The sequence below is a fragment of the uncultured Pseudoalteromonas sp. genome (genome assembly GCF_963922945.1).
Taxonomy (GTDB): domain Bacteria; phylum Pseudomonadota; class Gammaproteobacteria; order Enterobacterales; family Alteromonadaceae; genus Pseudoalteromonas.
Map to the genome: position 1 here is coordinate 1 of NZ_CAWUKC010000047.1, position 19,103 is coordinate 19,103.

Here is a 19,103-nt window from a genome sequence, read left to right on the forward strand (position 1 = left end):
TATGGGGAGTAACCACACTTCATAGGCTCTGCCTTGCCTAAAAACCAAACATACTTCTGCAAATTCAACCATCAAAGATCAACACGCCCTAGCATTACCATACGCTACAAAGAGCTAAATAGTTCTTTTAGCTGAAGGGCGTTTACCTTGTTAAATAAAAATAAAAATAAAAATAAAAACAAGGTAAACGGATTATTTGCTATGCTGCGGTTACTAACGGTTTTATAGCGCAGGCTCTAGGCGTTTAATACCTTGGCCATCTATGCCTAAATAAATATACCCATCAGCGCCTTGTGCTAAGCTGCGAACGCGACCTATTCCTTCTAAAATTTTATATTGCTTTGAAACACCTTTGTTAGATATTTCCAGTACACTTAAAAACGAAAATTTCATAGACGATAGCAAAAGCTTGCCTTTTAATTGCGGGTACTTATCGCTGCTAACCAATAACATGTCTGATGGGGCAATGGAGGGGGTCCAATGCAGTACGGGCGATTGCATGCCGTCTTTTTCTTGTATGTCGGTAAACTTTGTGCCGCTGTAATTAACTCCATAACTAACCACAGGCCAGCCATAATTAGCGCCCGCTTTAATTATGTTTAGCTCATCACCGCCGCGTGGGCCGTGCTCGTGAGACCATAACGTTTGTGTTGTTTTATCAAACCACATGCCTTGCGGGTTACGGTGTCCGTATGACCAAATAGCGGGTTTAGCGCTTTTTTGATTTACAAACGGGTTATCTTTAGGAATGCGGCCATCAGCGTGTAAGCGATAAATTTTACCGCCATCACGGCTTAAGTCTTGCGGGTTTTTATCGCGCGCGCCGCGATCGCCAATCGAAAAGTAAACATAGCCTTGGTTATCAAACACAATACGGCTGCCGTAGTGCTGGCCTTTTGTGCTGTTATGCTCACCTTTGTATAGTAATTGTGTGTTTAAAAGCTCAGTGCGATCGTCACTAAGCTTGGCGCGCATTAGGGCTGTATTACTGCCACTTTTAGCGCCTTGGGTACTTGAGTAAGTTATGTAAAGCCATTGGTTATCGTTTGCGTCGCTATGTAGGGCTAAATCAAGTAAACCGCCTTGCCCGTTGGCATCAATTTGTGGCAAACCCGAGAGCTTAGTTAAGTTAGATGAGTTTCTAGGCAGTAAATAAAGCGCGCCGCTTCGCTCGGTTATAAGTAAATCACCGTTACTTAACGGCTCAATAGCCCAGGGGATAGTTACCCCTTTAGCCACACTGACGGCCTTTACATTAAGCGGTAATACATCAAGGGCTTTGTAATCAACAGCCGCCACTGGCGTTGAAATCAATGCAGCTATTAACGCCGTTGATACTGTTTTAGCAATCGTTTTTGTAGGTAAAAACACAGTTTTTGTCCTGTTTGATAAGTAAGCAAGTAATGCCTACATTAGCATGCTACTGCTGATTTTGCTAAATGTGGCGATTTAATAAAACTATATATATTTCAATTATAAAGAGTTTACCCGCAGTGTTGTATGGCTGGCTTTAATATTTTAAACCGCTATTTATTACACCTTAGTTGAAGCTTTGGTATAGCGCTTTGAATTAGTAAGCTGCGCAAACATCGCGCTAAAAAACTGACTATTTACTCTAATGCTATTGAAATTAATTTTTTTGGGCGTACACTTGTGCGCTGTAATTTGAGCGTACACATGTAAGTTCAAATTCAATATTTAATATCCAAGAGATTAATAGTGATGATTACTAAAGTATTAGACCAATTTTCGAAGTGGTTTTTACACCACCAAACCTTTGCAGGCTATATTGAGCCCATTATGCAAATGGTTAAGCCTGCGTGGCGTGCTGGTCTTTATAGAGCAAAAATTGAAGAGTTAACGCAGCACAATGGTGACTTTTTGGGTATTACCCTTAAGCCTACCCAGCATTGGCAGGCACATACTGCTGGGCAGCATGTTAACTTAACGGTAGAAATAAACGGGCGTTTATTAACTCGCGTGTTTACTATTGCATCAAGCCCTGCGTATTTTAAAGCCACGGGTTTAATTAGACTATTGATTAAAACTAACGCAACCGGTCGTTTTACAGGGCAACTTATAAGTACCTTAAAAGCTGAAAGTTGGTGCAATATTTCAGCGCCTAGTGGCGACTTTATTTATAAAAACACCCAAAACAATGCAACATTTATAGCGGGAGGCTCGGGTATTACCCCTATGCTTGCCATGCTTAATGAGCATTTAAAACATACCACACAAAAAGTATCGTTAATTTATTATGCCAAAGCTGCAGCACACCAATGTGTAGATGAGCTAAGTGCATTAGCAAATCATTTTTCGCATTTTTCATTTTTATTGCTCACTCGCGAGCAATCCGGTGACATTACGCGTCATGTAAATGTGTGGGAAAACCCAGATATTTACTGCTGTGGGCCAGCAAACTTTATGAAAACGGTGAGTGATTTTGCTAAAAAGCACCATTTAAATTATTACCAGGAGGCATTTGGTTTAACACTGCCAAGCCAAAATGACGACAGCCTATTTAACGTACAGATTAATAGCACCGCTCATCTCGTCAATGCTAACAACCCTTTGTTAGTACAGTTTGAGGCAAAACAACTACCAGTTAAACGCGGGTGTGGCATTGGTATTTGCCATCAGTGTCAGTGCATTAAAAAGTCAGGCGTGGTGCGAAATTTAAAAACCGGCGAGCTGAGTGATAATGGCGAGCAGTTAATTCAACTGTGTGTTAGTCAACCTGTTAGCGATTTGGAGTTACAGCTATGAAAAACATAAACTTTGATCAGTTAGCCCACGATTTAGATAGCATAAAAATGAATACACTAAGCAAAGTAGGGCAACAAGATGCAAACTACATTCGCTCGGTTGTTAAAAAGCAGCGTATTTGCGAATGGAGTGGCCGTATATTATTGATGCTGGGTTTTATTCAGCCAATTTTATGGGTTGTAGGTGTGCTGCTATTAGCGGTTGCAAAAATTTTGGACAATATGGAAATTGGCCACAACGTTATGCATGGTCAGTACGATTGGATGAACGACAAGCAGCTTAACTCGCAAAACTACGAATGGGATATTGCATGCGATGGCCAAAGTTGGCATCGCGTTCATAACTTTGAGCACCACACCTACACTAATATTATTGGTAAAGACCGCGACTTTGGTTATGGCTTATTGCGTTTAAGCAATGATTTTAAATGGCGCTTAAAAAATGTGTGGCAGTTTATTACCTATATTAATTTAAGTGTGCTGTTTCAGTGGGGGGTGTCGTACCACGAGCTGGCTGCAGAGCGTGTGTTTATAGGTAAAAAGAAAGAAAACCGCGAAGGGGGGGTATCACATTCTACCCTAAAGCAGCGCTTTTTTAGTAAAGGTGCGCGCCAATTAATAAAAGATTATGTGATATTTCCTTTATTGGCAGGGCCTTTGTTTTTATGGGTATTAGCAGGCAACTTACTGGCAAATTTAATCCGTAATTTATGGACCTCAACCATTATTTTTTGTGGCCACTTTACTGAGGACACCGAAACCTTTAAACAAGAAGACTGCATTAACGAAACACAAGGGCAGTGGTACTATCGCCAAGTGTTAGGCTCATCTAATATTAAAGGCTCGCATTGGTTTCATGTTTTAACTGGGCATTTAAGCTGCCAAATTGAGCATCACTTATTTCCTGATATGCCGTCCTCTCGTTATCAAGAGGTGGCGCCGCAAGTGCAAGCCGTTATGCAAAAGCACGGTATTGATTATCATACAGGTGGTTTTTTTACACAGTACGGCTCGGTATTAAAACGTATTATTAGGTACTCGTTTAAATAAATAATGTGCCTTTAAAAAGCCGATTAATAAAGATGCATTAATCGGCTTTTTTGTATGTGCTTAGCAGTGTGGCTAATTTATAAACAGCAGTTGCAAAAAATTCTTTTTGATAATTAAAAAAGCCTCAGTTTTGCTATGGTTAAACGATGCATGATTGTCATACAATGGAGAAAAATAGACCACACAAGAGAGATTAAAATGGCCGCATTCGGTACTGTGTTTATGCCGCAGATGATTCAAGCTCGTTTTTCAGATAACCAATGGAGCGAAAGCTCAATCGTCCCTTCCGATAAACTTGAACTTCATGCGGGCGCGCACGTTCTTCATTATTCAAGCACGTGTTTTGAAGGCTTAAAAGCGTTTCGCCACGAAGATGGCTCTATTTATATTTTTAGAATAGATGCAAACATTGCGCGTATGCAGCAAAGCTCTGCGTTATTAAGCTTACCAAGCTTTGATGGGCAAATGCTAAAAGACATGATTATCAAAATTGTTAAAGAATATGCCGATGAAACGCCATTACCACCGGGCTCTATGTACATTCGCCCAACGCATATAGGGACAGAGGCTGCCATTGGTAAAGCGGCTGCGCCTTCAATGAGCTCGTTGTTATATACACTTTTATCGCCAGTAGGCGATTACTTTACAGGCGGTGCCACTGCACTGCGTGTATTACTTGAAGAAGATGGCATGCGCTGTGCGCCGCACATGGGCATGGTAAAAAGTGGTGGTAACTACGCCAGTGCACTTGCACCAATTAGCGCAGCGCGCGAAAAATACCAAGCCGATCAAATTTTATTTTGCCCAGGCGGCGACGTACAAGAAACCGGTGCAGCTAACTTTATTCTTATTGATGGTAACGAAATTATTACCAAAGCGCTCGATAGCACCTTTTTACATGGTGTAACGCGTAATAGTATTTTAACTATTGCAAAAGATTTAGGCATGACGGTAAGTGAGCGTAACTTTAGTGTTACCGAGCTTTTAGAGCGCGCTGCAAAGCCAGGTACAGAAGCTGCGCTTTCAGGCACTGCTGCGGTGTTAACGCCGGTAGGCACGTTTATTCATAACGATAAAGAATACAAAGTAGGCAGTGGCGAGCCAGGCCCAACAACAGCGCGATTACGCCAAGCATTGAACGATATTCAATGGGGTAAAAGTGAAGACAAACACGGCTGGTTAACTAAAGTGTAATTAATTTTAGTTGCCTAGAGTAAAAGCCACCGTTTAGGTGGCTTTTGTGTTTTTGAGCACTTTTTTAAATACTTAGCGCTTAAAACTTCAATTCTATTTTGCCATACACGCAACGGCCATTAAATCCGTAAGGCGAAAAGCTCGAATAAGCAAATAAGCGAGAAAAAGTAGAGACTTCTTCTACATTTTCGCGGGTAGGATCTGGGTAAACATCAAAAATATTATTGGCACCTAAACTAAGCGTTAAGTTATCGGTAGCGGCATAGGCGACACCTAAATCAGTGATCCACTTAGGCTTTAATACCTCGTTTAACTCAGGCATTGATGAAGGGTCTTGGGTTTCACCGTAACGGGATGATCTAAGTATGGCGCGAAGTGTATCGTAGCGTTTAAAAAGGTTGTAAGTGATTTTTATAAGAAAATAATATAAAAATTAAAATTTTATTTTACCGATAAGTATATCTTTAAACATCACCCAATCTCCCCATAGGCTATAAAATGGGTGCTTAAATGTAGCAGGGCGGTTTTTTTCAAAAAAGAAATGTCCAACCCACGCAAATCCGTAGCCGATAATAGGCAATAACCATAATAGGGTGTACTGCTGTTTTAACAGCGCGGTTACGATCACTGCAAGTACAAGTACGCTCCCCACAAAGTGTAAACGGCGGCAAGTTACATTGCGGTGCTCTTTTAAGTAATACGGGTAAAACGCTTTAAAGGAGCTAAACGTGTGTGGTGTGTTCATAATCCATGCTCTTATTTTTATAGTTTATTAAATATACAATGGTTTATTAGGCTTTGCAGGTAAATTTTGAGTAAGAAAGCGAAATACACACCAGAGCACATAGTTAAATTTATTGAACTGGCGAAAACAGCCTTTGGTACGTTTTATAAGCATATTCATCGCTCATGCCGCTTAGGTAGTCGCATATAATGCGCATGCCTTGGTTTTGTTTTTCAGCATCTAGGTAAAGAGCTTGCGTTGTTTCGGGTAATAAACGCAGTGGGTCGCTGGCAAAGGCGGTAAATAATTCAATCAGTAAATTTTGACCTTTAAACTCTATCTGCTGCATTTCAGGATCGCGTATTAAGCGCTTAAATACAAAGTGCTTTAGTATTTGTAAAACGCGCTCGTACTGTGTGTCTAACTTTGCAGTGTATTTTAAAATAGGGCAATCAAAATCAGCATGCTGTATATCTAAATGAATATGAATAATGAACATATTTACCAGCTCGCCTATGGCGTCTTTACGTTCAAAATCGTTTTTTGAAAACAAACGTTGGGTGAGCGAGTCTAATTTAGTATTTAACCAGTCGTAATTGAGCGCGTTTAAATGGGGTAATGCGTGTGTTTGCCAATCATCTAGTGTAAGTACTTTAGTGGCTATGGCATCTTCTAGGTCGTGCACTGCGTACGCTATGTCATCGGCATGTTCCATTATGGCGCTATCTAACGATTTATAACGAGTTTTTGCACGGTACTGATCTACTCGCGTATGGCTTGTTAGTAGCGCCTTGTCGTTGTCGTTTAAAGGGGCAATGATCCACTCAAATATTTGTGTATCGTTTTTGTATAAGCCTTTAGCGGGGCGCCAATCATCTGCTTTTATGAATGAGCGTGTGTTATTTACTTGTGGAATAGTGTGCCATAAATCGTCTATAAATGCGGGATATTTAATAAAGCCAAGTAGCGTGCGGCGAGTTAGGTTCATGCCGTGCCCGTTAGAGTATGGCTCAAGTTTAGCCACTATACGCAATGTTTGTGCGTTGCCTTCAAATCCACCGTGCTCACGCATCATATAATTTAAGGCAATTTCGCCGCCGTGGCCAAACGGGGGATGGCCTATATCGTGGGCTAAACATAAGGTTTCTAATAAACCTGTAGAGGGGAAATGTTCAAAATCGCTGTGCTGTGCTTTTAAATGCCGCAAAATGCCGGTACCAATTTGTGATACTTCCAACGAATGGGTTAAACGAGTGCGATAAAAGTCGTTTAAACCTATCCCCATAATTTGGGTTTTTGCTTGTAAACGCCTAAATGCTGCGGCATGAATAATCCGAGAGCGGTCAACCTGCCAAGGTGAACGATTGTCATTAGGGCGGTGTTTAGCTTGCTCTATTATTCGTTGTTGCCACTGTTTATCCATACTGCTTTACCTAAAACTTTATCAAACAAGGGGTTATTTAATCGTAGCGAATGTATTCATAATTAGCGGCTACTTGCTCAGTATACCTTTGTGCTTATAAATTGCGAATGAACAAAATAGGTTATTCGCGTTTACAAAGTGGCTTAGGTATAATGGGGTTTCGTATGTGTGTGTATTACCCATGCATAATTGTTGTTTGAAAGAGAGACTACATGCTAAAAACCATTTTAAAGCTGTTACTAAGCGTATTTTTTTTATGGGCGCTTGCATACCCGTTTATGCAAAGTAATGAGCAAGAGGTTGAAGAACAAACCACAGGTGAACAACCTAAAAAAGTTAAGAAAAAAGAAAAACCCCTGCACAATGTTACTTTACCTAAATTTTCTGAATTTGCTGACGTAAAAGAGAAAAAACAGGCATTTTTTGATTTTATTCGCCCGCACGTTGAGGCTGAAAATAAAAAAATATTACAGCAACGCGCTAAGTTAGAAATTGCGCGTATGATGCTTGAATACAACGAACCGCTCGAGAAAAAACAACAGCGCGACATTGTTAATATTTTAAAGGCTTATGGTTTGCCTGAAACGCTAAACAGCTTAATTTTAAGCCAAGCGCTGCGCCGTGTTGATATTATTCCTAAAGAGCTTGCGCTAATGCAAGCGGCGAATGAATCGGCGTGGGGCACATCGCGCTTTGCACGCATAGGGCTTAACTTTTTTGGCCAATGGTGTTATTCAAAAGGCTGTGGCATGGTACCAAGACGCCGCAATAGCGGAGCGGCGCACGAAGTTGCTGCGTTTAAGTCGGTACGGGCGGCAGTAAGCTCGTATTTTAGAAATATAAACACGCATAATGCTTACAAAGATTTACGCCTAATACGTGAAGATTTACGCCGACAGCAAAAGCCTATTGCCGCCACTGCGCTAACCCATGGGTTAATGTCGTACTCTGAGCGCGGTGAGGCCTACATAGAAGAGTTAAACACTATGATTAACCAAAACAGAGCTTACTTTGATGAATAAAGGAATTCTAAAAATAACTCAAGCTGTATTGCTAGTTGCACTAAGCGCTTTAACATTCAATGTTAACGCCAAAGAGTTCGTAATGTCGTACGATGGCTTTTACGATAGATTAAAAGTGGTAAACAAGGGGGAGTTTCAGTATGCACGAGTTAACTTTTACATTAGCGACATTGCCACAAACGAGGCATGCGCTATTAAAAGCGGCACAATTTTAACTGAAAATAACGAATACCCGCTTAACTTTACCGATAAAGCACAGTTACTTTTACCGTTTGATAAGCAGCTCGATACGGATAAAGCCGTTATTGTTGTTGAGCCACAAAACCCTGATCACGATTGTCAGTTAAAATTGCAAATTGAGGCCAGCGAGTTTGAAGGGCTTAGTTTAACTAAAGATTCGTTGTACACAATTAATAACGAGTTAGATGAACTTTTAACAGATTTATCGGGCTTTTTTGTTAGTAAGCTTATGTGGTTTTTATTACCTGAGCAAAAAGGCGTTGCTGTAACCTTTAAAAAGCCTGTGACCTTTAATAACCCACATATACAGTGCGAAAAATCAATCTGCTACTTTGCAGTACAGAATAACTGGGAAGATGACGTAAATCTGCTCGGTGATATAAAAAATGTAGTTAAAGTAACCCCATGGATAGCAAAATAAGTTACTGGAGTTAAATAAAAACGGCGCTTAATATAGCGCCGTTTTTTATGCGTTATTTTGGCAATACTTGGGTTGAGTCGCGTTTAATTAAAGTGGGTTCAAACACGCGGTTTATGTGTAAGTTTTTATACTGATACACATCTTGTAGCACCATTTTTGCAGCCATTTCACCCATTTCTTCTACTGGGTTATCTATAGTGGTAAGTGTAGGGTAGAGGTAATTGGCAAATATTACGTTATCAAAGCCAATAACTGACAAATCGTTGGGTAAATTAAAGCCATGCTCACGAGCGTATTTCATAGCGCCTGATGCCATTTCATCGTTGGCACACACTAAAGCACTAAACGGAATACGTGTATTGAGAAGTTTTTCAAGGCCTTTGCTGCCACCAGTTTCGTTAAAATCACCTTCGTAAAATAGCGCCTCATTAAAAGGGATGTTGTTCTCAAGAAGCGCTTTTTTATGGCCTTTTAAACGGTTTCTGGCGTCGGCTTTAATTTGCGGCCCAGCAATATAAGCAATATTTTTGTGGCCTTGTTCAACAATAGATTTACTAGCTAAGTAACCGCCGAGTTCGTTATCTAGGCTAATGCAGTTACTTTCAAGTGAATGTACGTATCGGTTAATAAGGTAAATAGGGGTTTTACCTTTACTTAGCTCAATTAGGTAGTCATCACTGACTGACTCTACATGTAAAATGAGTGCATCGCATTTGCGGCTAATTAAAAATTCAATGCCGTCTTTTTCTTTATCGTCTTCACTGTGACCGGTGGTAATAATAACGTGCTTACCGGCAGCGCGCAGGGCTGATTCGATCCCCGCCATCATTTGAGCAAAGAAAGGACCATGAAGCTCTGATACCAAAATACCCACGCTGTTGGTTCTGTTTGAGGCAAGCGATTGCGCAATAGAGTTGGGCTTATAGCCCAGCTGCTGCATTGCATCGAGTACTTTTTTAGTGGTTTTTTCACTTACGCGGGTGTTTTTATTCATTACCCGTGACACTGTAGCTAACGATACGCCAGCAAGCTCCGACACTTCATAAATTGTGGCCATGTTATTGTTAACTCACTTATATCCTTTATTTTGGCGGTTAAATAATACCGTACCCACCAAATGTTAACTAGCACTAGTTTTTAGCGATGCCTGTATAGAGGCTAACTGTGCGTTATTGAGCGTGTATTTACGCATAATACAAGCAACAAACAAAGAACCAAACGCCGGTATAATAGTAAACGATAATAAAATACCCTGCTGCGTATCAAGGCTCTGCATTGTTTGCGCTTGGTAATTATAAAAAGAGAGCAGCCAGCCTGCAATTGCACCGCCTAACGCCACACCCATTTTTATAAAAAATATAACGCCCGAATACACAAGGCCAGTAATTCTTACCCCAGTTTTGTGGTGCCCGTAGTCTATGGTGTCGGCCATTTTTGCCCACAGTAGCGGGGTGGCCATATCTAAAAAAAACTTCCACAAAATAAAGGCGGCAAATGCCAAGATAATGTTATCAGGGGAGATAAAATAGCTCGCAATACATATGCCCGCAGCGATTAACTGCAAACTAATATAGGCTTTTATTTTACAAAACCGCTTAGCCAACGGATGAGCGCACGCACACCCAATCATACTGGCAAACACGCCTAAGGTCATAAAGGAGGTAATTAAATCTTCTTGCCCTAAATAGTATTTAACGTAATAAACCCCTAACGTTAAACGTAATACTTGGCCAGTGAGTAAAAATAGTGCGGCAGCGCACAGGACTCGCCATTGATCGTTTTTAATTAAGGTTTTTAAACTTTTAAACAACGACAGGTTTTGCTCAGGTGGTTGTTCTACACGCTCTTTTGTACCAAAAAAACACAGTAAAAATAACACTAGGCCAAGCAAGCTCATTGCCGTCATGGTGTATTGATAGCCTTTGGCGTTATCGCCTTGGCCAAAGTATTCAACCATTGGCATTGTACAGCCCGCAACAATAACGCCGCCTAACATACCAAACACAAAACGATACGATTGCACACTAACACGCTCTTTCACATCGCTTGTGAGCACCCCACCTAATGCGCAGTAAGGAATATTTATGGCGGTATACGCCACCATAAGCAAGGTGTAGGTAGTAAAGGCGTAAATAATCTTATCGGTGCCTTCAAGCTCTGGTGTGGTAAAAGCTAAAATACTAATAAGCGCAAAGGGCAGGGCAAGCCACAATAAATAGGGTCTAAAATGGCCAAAGCGAGACTGGGTTTTATCGGCTAAGTTGCCCATAACTGGGTCGGTGATGGCATCAAACAATCTAACCACTAAAAATAGGGTGCCTACCACCGCAGGAGAAAGCCCTACTACATCTGTGTAGTAAAGCATTAAAAACATCATAACTGTTTGAAAAATAATATTACTTGCCGTATCGCCAAGGCCATAGGCTATTTTTTCTTTTACACTTATCATGATGTTAGGTTCTCGCTTTTTGATTTTTATTTATGCGATTAATCGAATAGACTTCATTGGTTACTTACGGCTTTGTATCAAGTGTTTATAAGCTTGGCCACTGGCTTTTATAGTACGTTGCTGAGTTTTATAATCAACGTAAACAATGCCAAAGCGTTTTAAATAGCCCTCAGCCCATTCAAAATTATCCATTAAGCTCCACGCAAAGTAACCAATAATATTAACCCCTTGCGCTGTGGCATCGTGCACGGCATTTAAGTGGCTGTTGTAATAGTTTACGCGATCTGCATCATTTACCTCGCCATTTTTTATGGTGTCGGGCATCGCTGCGCCGTTCTCGGTAATATAAATAGGCGGTAAGATGTAGGTGTTGTTAAGCGTTACAAGTAAATCGGTAAACGACTGCGGGTAAATTTCCCAGCCCATGTCGGTTAAAGGCCCTTGTGGTGCAAGTGGCTCGTATATATCGTATGGGTGCGCTTTGTATACTTGGCGCGTATAAAAATTAATGCCTAAGTAATCAATAGATTGTGAAATTATGTCCATATCGCCAGGGTGGATTTCAGGCTGCTGATTGCTAGGAAGCTGGTTTATAATTTCTGGGTATTGGCCATCCATTATGGGTTTCATATACCATTGATTTAAATAATCATCGGCGTAGCGAGCTGCATTAATATCCTGTGCTGACTGCGTTAATGGGTAGCAAGGTGTAAAATTAAGCACAATACCATTTTGAGTATTAGGCGAGGTTTGCTTTAACACATCCATTGCCAAACCATGAGCAAGCAATAAATGGTGCGCCGCTTTTTTACCGTATTCTTTGCCCACTAAACCTGGGGCATGTATGCCTACTTCGTAGCCTAAAAAGGCACTGCAAAATGGCTCATTTAGGGTCGCGTACGAAAATACCCGCTCGCCAAATGCTTGGCTAATAAGCTTTACATACCGAGCAAATTCATAAGCTGTATCGCGATTTAACCAACCGCCTTTATCTTCTAAATGTTGTGGTAAATCCCAGTGATATAAAGTTACAAACGCTTTAATGTTGCGCTTATTAAGCTCATCAAGAATATTAGTATAAAACTTTACGCCCTTAGGGTTTAGCTCGCCCGATAAGGTAATAACGCGCGGCCAAGAGATAGAAAGTCGATACGCATCTACGCCAAGCGAGTCTATTAATTCAATATCGTTTTGCCACTGATTGTAATGATCGCAGGCAACATGTCCATTTGAACTGTCGGCTATTTTGTTGGGTGTATCGCAAAAGGTATCCCATATACAGGGCAGACGATGCTCAGCCCCGCCTTCAATTTGAAATGATGCCGTAGCCACACCATAAACAAAGTTTTTTGTTAATAGAGGTGAATGAGATGGTAACGATAATTTTGTCATTAGTAACAAACCTTTTTAAACCTTAACTGCATAAATAGCCACTGTATTTATTGCGATGAAGCGTAAGCGCGGGTTTATAAAAAATAAAACTTGTTGAAATATGTTACATGTTCGTATTTAATTATGCGTGAAAGCGCTTACATTTTTAGATTAATGTTAATTATCACGAAGGTCAACTCTTTAATGCAGCTGGGTTACACGGCAGTTTTAATCGCGATCTTTGCGTTAATTTATAATAATAAATTGCGGAGAGCCTATGGCCAGTTCAGCACCACTGACGACACACACACAGTCGCAAAGCTACCAAGATAAAAATTATGGTTTTGCACTAACGTCTTTAACTACTTTATTTTTTATGTGGGGATTTATTACCTGCTTAAACGATATTTTGATCCCGCACTTAAAAGCGGTATTTAATTTATCTTATGTACAAGCAATGCTGGTACAGTTTTGCTTTTTTGGGGCTTATTTTTTAATGTCACTGCCAAGTGGCCACATTGTAAAAAGATTAGGCTACAAAAAAGGCATTGTAGTTGGGTTACTTATTGCAGCGTGTGGTTGTGTGCTTTTTTATCCAGCCGCGGCGCTACATAATTACCCCGTATTTTTGTTTGCTTTATTTGTACTGGCAAGCGGTATTACCTTATTGCAGGTTTCTGCAAACCCTTATGTAAGTTTACTTGGAGCACCTAAGACAGCATCTTCGCGTTTGACAATGACTCAAGCATTTAATGCGCTGGGCACCACGGTTGCTCCTACATTTGGGGCATTTTTGATTCTAGATTCTGCTTCTGAGGCGTTTTTAACACCCGCGCAAAATGCAGAGTCGGTACAACTTCCTTATTTACTATTAGCTGGCATGCTTATTTTACTAGCCGGTATCTTTGCTTGGCTTAAATTGCCAGACATAATGAATGAGCAAAAACAAGCCGCACAAAAGTCACAGACAATTGAGGGCAGTGCATGGCAATACCGTCACCTAACACTCGGTGCTGTGGGTATATTTATGTATGTAGGCGCAGAGGTTGCGATTGGTAGTTTTTTAGTTAGCTTTTTAGCCCAAGAAAATATAGCCGGTTTAAAAGAGCATGTTGCCGCTCACTACATCACCTATTATTTTGGTGGAGCTATGGTGGGGCGTTTTATTGGTGCAGCTGTAATGCAAAAATTACCCGCTGGTAAAGTACTTGGCTTTAATGCAAGTATGGCTATTGTTTTGGTGGTTATTGCTATGAGCACGTCGGGTCAATTAGCGATGTGGTCAATACTGCTGGTTGGTTTATTCAACTCTATTATGTTCCCAACTATTTTTAGTTTAGCGTTAAACGGCCTTGGTAAGCATACCGCACAAGGCTCTGGTATTTTGTGCTTAGCAATTGTAGGGGGGGCCATAGTACCACTTTTACAAGGTGCACTTGCTGATAGTGTGGGTGTGCAACTTTCGTATATTTTACCTATTTTTTGTTACTTATTTATCGCGTTTTATGGTTTAAGCGGCAGCAAACCAGTTCAAGCTCAGGAGACTCTATAATGAAAACCCCTTTTTCACTTAATAAAATAGCACGTGCCTCATTAATTGCATCAGTAGGCATGTTAGCGGCTTGTTCAAATGACGCGACAACCACTCCTGAAGCTAATAATGCGTTGTCTAAAACAGAACAAATTTGGCCAAAACTTAATATTGCCGTAAAACAAGATCCAAAAATTGAAGCCAAAATAGCTGACTATTTAAAAACCATGACACTTGAGCAAAAAGTAGCTCAAATGATCCAACCAGAAATTCGTGATATTACCGTTGAAGACATGCGCAAGTATGGCTTTGGCTCATACTTAAATGGGGGCGGTGCGTTTCCTAACGGTGATAAACACGCAACACCAATGGACTGGGTAAAATTGGCTGAAGATTTTTATCAGGCGTCGGTAGATGGTTCTATCGATGGCAGTAAAATACCGACAATGTGGGGCACTGATGCAGTGCATGGTCATAATAATGTTATTGGCGCGACCTTATTTCCACATAATATTGGTTTAGGTGCGGCAAATAATCCTGCATTGATTGAACAAATAGCCGCAATTACTGCGGTTGAAGTAATGGCTACGGGTATTGATTGGGTGTTTGCACCCACTGTGGCTGTTGTACGTGACGACCGCTGGGGTAGAACCTATGAAGGTTATTCAGAAGACCCTCACATTGTACGCGATTATTCAGCCGCAATTGTAAATGGTTTACAGGGCAGGGCCGATGGCGACTTTTTAAGTGATAAACGTGTTATTAGCACCGTTAAACATTTTTTAGGTGATGGCGGCACAGTCGATGGCGATGACCAAGGCAATAACATCGACAGTGAGCAAGATTTGTTTGATATACATGCGCAAGGTTATGTAGGCGGCTTATCGGCGGGCAGTCAGTCGGTTATGGCGTCGTTTAATAGCTGGCATGGGGTTAAAAACCACGGCAATAAATACCTGTTAACCGATGTGCTTAAAACCCGCATGGGCTTTGATGGCTTTGTTGTAGGTGATTGGAACGGCCACGGCCAAATTGAAGGCTGTACAAATGAGAGCTGTGCACAGGCTGTTAATGCGGGGCTAGATATTTTTATGGTGCCAACGGGCGCTTGGAAGCCGCTGTATGAAAATACCATAGCGCAAGTTAAAGCGGGCGAAATTAGCATGTCGCGTATTGATGATGCAGTAAGTAGAATTTTACGCGTTAAATTACGTGCAGGTTTATTTGATAAACCAAGCCCGGCTAAACGTCAGTTTTCGGGTAAAACTGAGCTAATTGGTGCTCAGCAGCACCGCGAAGTTGCGCGTCAAGCAGTACGCGAATCACTTGTTTTACTTAAAAACAAAAACAATATTTTGCCTCTTGATGCAAACCAAACTGTATTAATTGCAGGCGATGGCGCCGATAACATAGGTAAGCAGTCGGGTGGGTGGAGTATTACTTGGCAAGGGACGAATAACAAAAATGCTGATTTCCCCGGTGCAACGTCTATTTATGCCGGTCTTGAAGGGCAAATATCAGCCGCAGGTGGTCAAGCCATTTTAAGTGCAGATGGTTCGTTTGAGCAACGTCCAGATGTTGCCATTGTTGTATTTGGCGAAGAACCATACGCAGAAGGCCATGGCGATAGAGATAATTTAGAATTTGAACGCGGTAATAAAAAATCGCTCGCCTTATTAAAGTCGTTAAAAGCACAAGGCATTCCTGTTGTTTCGGTATTTATTTCAGGTCGTCCTATGTGGGTTAACAGTGAGCTAAATGCCTCAGATGCTTTTGTTGCAGCATGGCTTCCAGGTACAGAAGGCGGCGGTATTGCCGATGTTATTTTAAAAGCCAAAGATGGCAGCATTCAACATGACTTCAGCGGCAAGCTATCGTTTTCATGGCCTAAAACAGCAGTACAAGCAACGGTTAATAAAGGCGATGACGATTACAGCCCATTATTACCGTACGGCTTTGGTTTAACGTATGGCGATAAAAATGTATTGGCTGATGACTTGAATGAAGAGTCTAACTTGGATAATTCGGCGCTCACTAGTATGGATATTTTAGTTGGCGCACCGGTTGCGCCGTGGCGTTTATTACTTAAATCTGGCGATGAGCTGTTAGATGTATCAAGTAGTACTCATCAACTGGGTGCACTTAAATACCGTACTGAGGATAAAACAGTTCAAGAAGACGCGCGCCAATTTAAGTTTAGTGGCGAGCAAAAGGCAAGTGCTGAAATAGTCACAAGTTTTGCTGAAGATACCATTGTGTATTTAGAGGCTAATGGCGTGATTAGTTTTGATATTAAGCTCAATGAACCACTAACCGATGACGTAAACCTTGCTATGACTTGTTCAGGTGAGTGTGGTGGTGAGATTGCCTTGAGTAAAATGGTTGATCAAACAATCACAAATAAATGGCAGTCGGTGTCGGTAGACTTACGTTGTTTTGCTAACCAAGGTGTAGACTTTGCAAGCCTTACAAGCCCGTTCAGTTTACATGCAAGCAGCAAGACCTCAGTGTCGGTAGCAAACATTCAGTTTGTGCCAAATAAGGCAGACTCTGCTGTACTTAAGTGCCAGTAACTATTTTGTTTTAGTGTGTATGTCAAAGCCCTTCAATAAAAGGGCTTTTTTATGTGCAAACCGGTTTGTTATTTATAAAAGGGTTTTGTGCAGATTCATATATAACTTTGTCACGTCCTGTGGTTTTAGCAATATACAAGCGCTTATCTGCCGCACTAAGTAGCGATTTGAAAGAGCTTGTTTGAGTATCGCTGCATGCAACCCCTGCGCTTATTCTTAAATAAATGGTGTTGCCGTAATAGCTAAAAGGCTTGTTTTTAATGTTTTTTCTGAGGGTGTTTGCCGCGCACTGTGCCTCATTTGAAGTGCAGTGGTTAAGTAAAATTGCAAACTCTTCGCCGCCAACACGCGCGGTAACCGCGCTGTTAGAAAAAAGCGCTGCAATATGTTGCGAAACCCATTTAATTGCCTCATCACCTGCATCGTGTCCGTATTCATCGTTAACGCGCTTAAAAAAGTCTATATCGACCATGATTATGCTAATAGGGTGTTCGGCATTATTTTTACTAAATAACGTATTGGCAATTGCATTTAAGCCGCGTTTATTTAATAGCTGGGTTAATGGATCGCGATTAGCGAGTGAGTTGAGAGTATGCTCTGTATTGGCAAACACTAAAAAAGGCAGCAATAGGGCGGCGCTGGTGGCAAGCATTAAGTGTACAGGCAAAGTAAATTGCAAAACAGAGGTAAAATTAAAGTTGAGCGAAGTAACAAACGACAACAGTAATAAAACTCCCTGTATTAGCATAACGAGCGCATGCAGTAATAGGCAAAGCAATAGCATACGTTGCTGTAATTTTGCTATAAAGCGGGTGTTTAAAACAATATACGAAGCATACAAAAATAACCCTGCCACAGTTAAACTAACCAATACTTGCTCTACAGCGGTGTTGTAAACTGCGAGTAAAAATACCGCAGCCACGAATAGTAAATAGCTAACTTGCCTGCATATGCTTTTATTTAACGGGTTGAGTGCTTTTAATCCCATAATTAAAAAAAGTGGGCAAGCAATAATAAATAGACTGGCAAAATAATGGGTAATAAACGGCCATGCAATGATTACGCGTAAGCTTGCGCATAGAATGGCGAACGTAAAGGTGATACAAGCAAGGCCCAAATATAAAAAACTAGTTTGTTTTTTATATTGATAAATAGAGACAAAATATAGCCCGATTATAAGGTTTAAAATAAAAGAAAGGCTTATAACGGTTGGTAAGTGCAGCATAGAAAGGTTCTTTTATTATAAAACGACTATTTTAATGGAGGCTAAATACTAAAGCTTATATCGATTACAGTAACCTAGCTTAAAGTAGTATTTTTATAACCTTTATTAGGTGTATCTATGCTGAATACACCTACTTTATTAAACTTCCCAAAGCCGAATCTATATCCGTAAAATGAAAACGGTAATTATGCGCTAACGCTTTTTTGGGTATTACATATTGGCCAGTAGTGAGTAAATCAGACATTTCACCCATCAACACTTTTAACACAGGGCTTGGCATGGTTAGGGCCGCAGGGCGAGATAATGCTTTACCTAAACTTTTACTAAATGCTTTATTGCTAACTGGGGTGGGTGCAGTGGCGTTAATTGGCCCATAAAGCGATGGATGTTTTATAATAAATAAAATGAGTTGAGTCATGTCATCAATATGGATCCACGACATACCCTGTTTACCATCGCCAATCGGGCCGCCTAAAAAAAACTTAAACGCGGGTAACATTTTACTTAATGCCCCTCCTTGCTTACTCAATACTATACCTGTTCGTAATAGGCAAACGCGTGTTTTATCGCTTTGCGCTTGTAAAGCAGCACTTTCCCAGTCTTTGCATAGTTGATGGCTAAACTCATCATGAATGGTATAAGTGGTTTCATCAACAGGGGGCTCATCTTGCCTGCCATAATAGCCAATTGCACTACCAGAAATAAACGTGGCAGGAGGTGTCGAGCACTTTAAAATGGCATCACTAATTTGTTCAGTCAGTTTTATTCGGCTGTCTCTAATAATTTGCTTTTGTGTTTGAGTCCATCGTTTATTAACAATCGGTTCTCCGGCAAGGTTAATAACAACATCAATATTGTTAAGATCAACATCAGTGACGCTGCTCACAACTTCAAGGTTATGACCTAATAATACGTGCGCTTTGGTTTTATTGCGGCTAAGCACGGTGACCTTGTGATGATGCAACAAAAAAGGAATTAAGTGTTTGCCAATTAACCCAGTGGCACCTGTAAAAAATATATGCATAGCGACCTTACCAAATATGTGTACACAAAGCGTATAAAATATATACTATTTAAACTATGTTATTGCAAATCATTACGTGAATCACCAAACA

General features: G+C 40.8%; 15 protein-coding genes and 1 pseudogene. 7 read left to right on the plus strand and 9 right to left on the minus strand.

Going from position 1 to position 19,103, the window contains the following annotated elements:
• Positions 1 to 222: 222 nt before the first annotated feature.
• Positions 223 to 1,323 (minus strand): PQQ-dependent sugar dehydrogenase, encoded by a 1,101-nt coding sequence (locus tag AABI99_RS11110; RefSeq protein ID WP_338365865.1) that lies wholly within the window; start codon positions 1,321 to 1,323, stop codon positions 223 to 225.
• 399 nt (positions 1,324 to 1,722) lie between these two features.
• On the opposite strand from AABI99_RS11110, the gene AABI99_RS11115 reads away from it, so the two are divergent.
• The 3 genes from AABI99_RS11115 (at position 1,723) to AABI99_RS11125 (ending at position 5,009) form a co-directional block, all read left to right on the plus strand.
• The gene (locus AABI99_RS11115) at positions 1,723 to 2,766 is read left to right on the plus strand and encodes an FAD-binding oxidoreductase (RefSeq protein ID WP_338365866.1); all 1,044 of its coding nucleotides are present in this window, start codon (positions 1,723 to 1,725) and stop codon (positions 2,764 to 2,766) included.
• Complete coding sequence (locus AABI99_RS11120) at positions 2,763 to 3,815, plus strand: acyl-CoA desaturase (RefSeq protein WP_338365829.1); 1,053 nt, start codon at positions 2,763 to 2,765, stop codon at positions 3,813 to 3,815. The genes AABI99_RS11115 and AABI99_RS11120 overlap by 4 nt, the downstream gene beginning before the upstream one ends.
• A 150-nt stretch (positions 3,816 to 3,965) precedes the next feature.
• Positions 3,966 to 5,009, plus strand: coding sequence for a branched-chain amino acid aminotransferase (locus tag AABI99_RS11125; protein ID WP_082430569.1), 1,044 nt, complete (start codon positions 3,966 to 3,968; stop codon positions 5,007 to 5,009).
• Positions 5,010 to 5,088: 79 nt separating this feature from the next.
• Here AABI99_RS11125 and AABI99_RS11130 read toward each other — a convergent pair.
• The 3 genes and pseudogenes from AABI99_RS11130 to AABI99_RS11140 all read right to left on the minus strand — a co-directional run.
• Positions 5,089 to 5,373: pseudogene (locus AABI99_RS11130) on the minus strand (ligand-gated channel); the annotation flags it as partial.
• Between the two features lie 69 nt (positions 5,374 to 5,442).
• A complete protein-coding gene (locus AABI99_RS11135) occupies positions 5,443 to 5,754 on the minus strand; it encodes a DUF962 domain-containing protein (protein ID WP_338365833.1) in 312 nt (103 codons plus the stop codon).
• A 109-nt stretch (positions 5,755 to 5,863) separates the two neighbouring features.
• Positions 5,864 to 7,156: an anti-phage deoxyguanosine triphosphatase gene (locus AABI99_RS11140; RefSeq protein WP_338365834.1), complete on the minus strand. Its 1,293-nt coding sequence runs from the start codon at positions 7,154 to 7,156 to the stop codon at positions 5,864 to 5,866.
• Between the two features lie 212 nt (positions 7,157 to 7,368).
• Here AABI99_RS11140 and AABI99_RS11145 point away from each other — a divergent pair, with 212 nt between their 5' ends.
• Entirely contained in the window at positions 7,369 to 8,178 is an 810-nt protein-coding gene (locus AABI99_RS11145) for a glucosaminidase domain-containing protein (RefSeq protein WP_338365836.1), read from the plus strand.
• Positions 8,171 to 8,839, plus strand: coding sequence for a DUF2987 domain-containing protein (locus tag AABI99_RS11150; protein WP_338365838.1), 669 nt, complete (start codon positions 8,171 to 8,173; stop codon positions 8,837 to 8,839). The genes AABI99_RS11145 and AABI99_RS11150 overlap by 8 nt, the downstream gene beginning before the upstream one ends.
• A 52-nt stretch (positions 8,840 to 8,891) precedes the next feature.
• On the opposite strand, the gene AABI99_RS11155 is transcribed toward AABI99_RS11150, so the two are convergent.
• The 3 genes from AABI99_RS11155 to AABI99_RS11165 form a co-directional block, all read right to left on the minus strand.
• Complete coding sequence (locus AABI99_RS11155; RefSeq protein ID WP_338365840.1) at positions 8,892 to 9,896, minus strand: LacI family DNA-binding transcriptional regulator; 1,005 nt, start codon at positions 9,894 to 9,896, stop codon at positions 8,892 to 8,894.
• Positions 9,897 to 9,959: 63 nt separating this feature from the next.
• Positions 9,960 to 11,288 carry an MFS transporter gene (locus AABI99_RS11160; RefSeq protein WP_338365841.1) on the minus strand — a complete coding sequence of 443 codons (1,329 nt, stop codon included), beginning with the start codon at positions 11,286 to 11,288 and terminating at the stop codon, positions 9,960 to 9,962.
• 60 nt (positions 11,289 to 11,348) lie between these two features.
• A complete protein-coding gene (locus AABI99_RS11165) occupies positions 11,349 to 12,680 on the minus strand; it encodes a GH1 family beta-glucosidase (protein WP_338365843.1) in 1,332 nt (443 codons plus the stop codon).
• Positions 12,681 to 12,936: 256 nt separating this feature from the next.
• Here AABI99_RS11165 and AABI99_RS11170 point away from each other — a divergent pair, with 256 nt between their 5' ends.
• Positions 12,937 to 14,211: a sugar MFS transporter gene (locus AABI99_RS11170; protein WP_338365845.1), complete on the plus strand. Its 1,275-nt coding sequence runs from the start codon at positions 12,937 to 12,939 to the stop codon at positions 14,209 to 14,211.
• Positions 14,211 to 16,763 (plus strand): glycoside hydrolase family 3 N-terminal domain-containing protein, encoded by a 2,553-nt coding sequence (locus AABI99_RS11175; RefSeq protein ID WP_338365847.1) that lies wholly within the window; start codon positions 14,211 to 14,213, stop codon positions 16,761 to 16,763. The genes AABI99_RS11170 and AABI99_RS11175 overlap by 1 nt, the downstream gene beginning before the upstream one ends.
• 49 nt (positions 16,764 to 16,812) lie before the next feature.
• Here the strand turns inward: AABI99_RS11175 and AABI99_RS11180 are convergent, their stop codons facing one another.
• The gene (locus tag AABI99_RS11180; RefSeq protein ID WP_338365848.1) at positions 16,813 to 17,988 is read right to left on the minus strand and encodes a GGDEF domain-containing protein; all 1,176 of its coding nucleotides are present in this window, start codon (positions 17,986 to 17,988) and stop codon (positions 16,813 to 16,815) included.
• Positions 17,989 to 18,118: 130 nt separating this feature from the next.
• A complete protein-coding gene (locus tag AABI99_RS11185; protein WP_338365849.1) occupies positions 18,119 to 19,012 on the minus strand; it encodes a TIGR01777 family oxidoreductase in 894 nt (297 codons plus the stop codon).
• Positions 19,013 to 19,103: the final 91 nt, after the last annotated feature.

Excerpts from the sequence above, each read along its gene's own strand:
- AABI99_RS11175 (WP_338365847.1), top strand. The coding sequence starts at position 14,211 with ATGAAAACCCCTTTTTCACTTAATAAAATAGCACGTGCCTCATTAATT.
- AABI99_RS11120 (WP_338365829.1), top strand. The coding sequence starts at position 2,763 with ATGAAAAACATAAACTTTGATCAGTTAGCCCACGATTTAGATAGCATA.
- AABI99_RS11170 (WP_338365845.1), top strand. The coding sequence starts at position 12,937 with ATGGCCAGTTCAGCACCACTGACGACACACACACAGTCGCAAAGCTAC.
- AABI99_RS11165 (WP_338365843.1), bottom strand. The coding sequence starts at position 12,680 with ATGACAAAATTATCGTTACCATCTCATTCACCTCTATTAACAAAAAAC.
- AABI99_RS11180 (WP_338365848.1), bottom strand. The coding sequence starts at position 17,988 with ATGCTGCACTTACCAACCGTTATAAGCCTTTCTTTTATTTTAAACCTT.
- AABI99_RS11150 (WP_338365838.1), top strand. The coding sequence starts at position 8,171 with ATGAATAAAGGAATTCTAAAAATAACTCAAGCTGTATTGCTAGTTGCA.
- AABI99_RS11135 (WP_338365833.1), bottom strand. The coding sequence starts at position 5,754 with ATGAACACACCACACACGTTTAGCTCCTTTAAAGCGTTTTACCCGTAT.
- AABI99_RS11115 (WP_338365866.1), top strand. The coding sequence starts at position 1,723 with ATGATTACTAAAGTATTAGACCAATTTTCGAAGTGGTTTTTACACCAC.
- AABI99_RS11145 (WP_338365836.1), top strand. The coding sequence starts at position 7,369 with ATGCTAAAAACCATTTTAAAGCTGTTACTAAGCGTATTTTTTTTATGG.
- AABI99_RS11125 (WP_082430569.1), top strand. The coding sequence starts at position 3,966 with ATGATTGTCATACAATGGAGAAAAATAGACCACACAAGAGAGATTAAA.
- AABI99_RS11160 (WP_338365841.1), bottom strand. The coding sequence starts at position 11,288 with ATGATAAGTGTAAAAGAAAAAATAGCCTATGGCCTTGGCGATACGGCA.
- AABI99_RS11185 (WP_338365849.1), bottom strand. The coding sequence starts at position 19,012 with ATGCATATATTTTTTACAGGTGCCACTGGGTTAATTGGCAAACACTTA.
- AABI99_RS11140 (WP_338365834.1), bottom strand. The coding sequence starts at position 7,156 with ATGGATAAACAGTGGCAACAACGAATAATAGAGCAAGCTAAACACCGC.
- AABI99_RS11155 (WP_338365840.1), bottom strand. The coding sequence starts at position 9,896 with ATGGCCACAATTTATGAAGTGTCGGAGCTTGCTGGCGTATCGTTAGCT.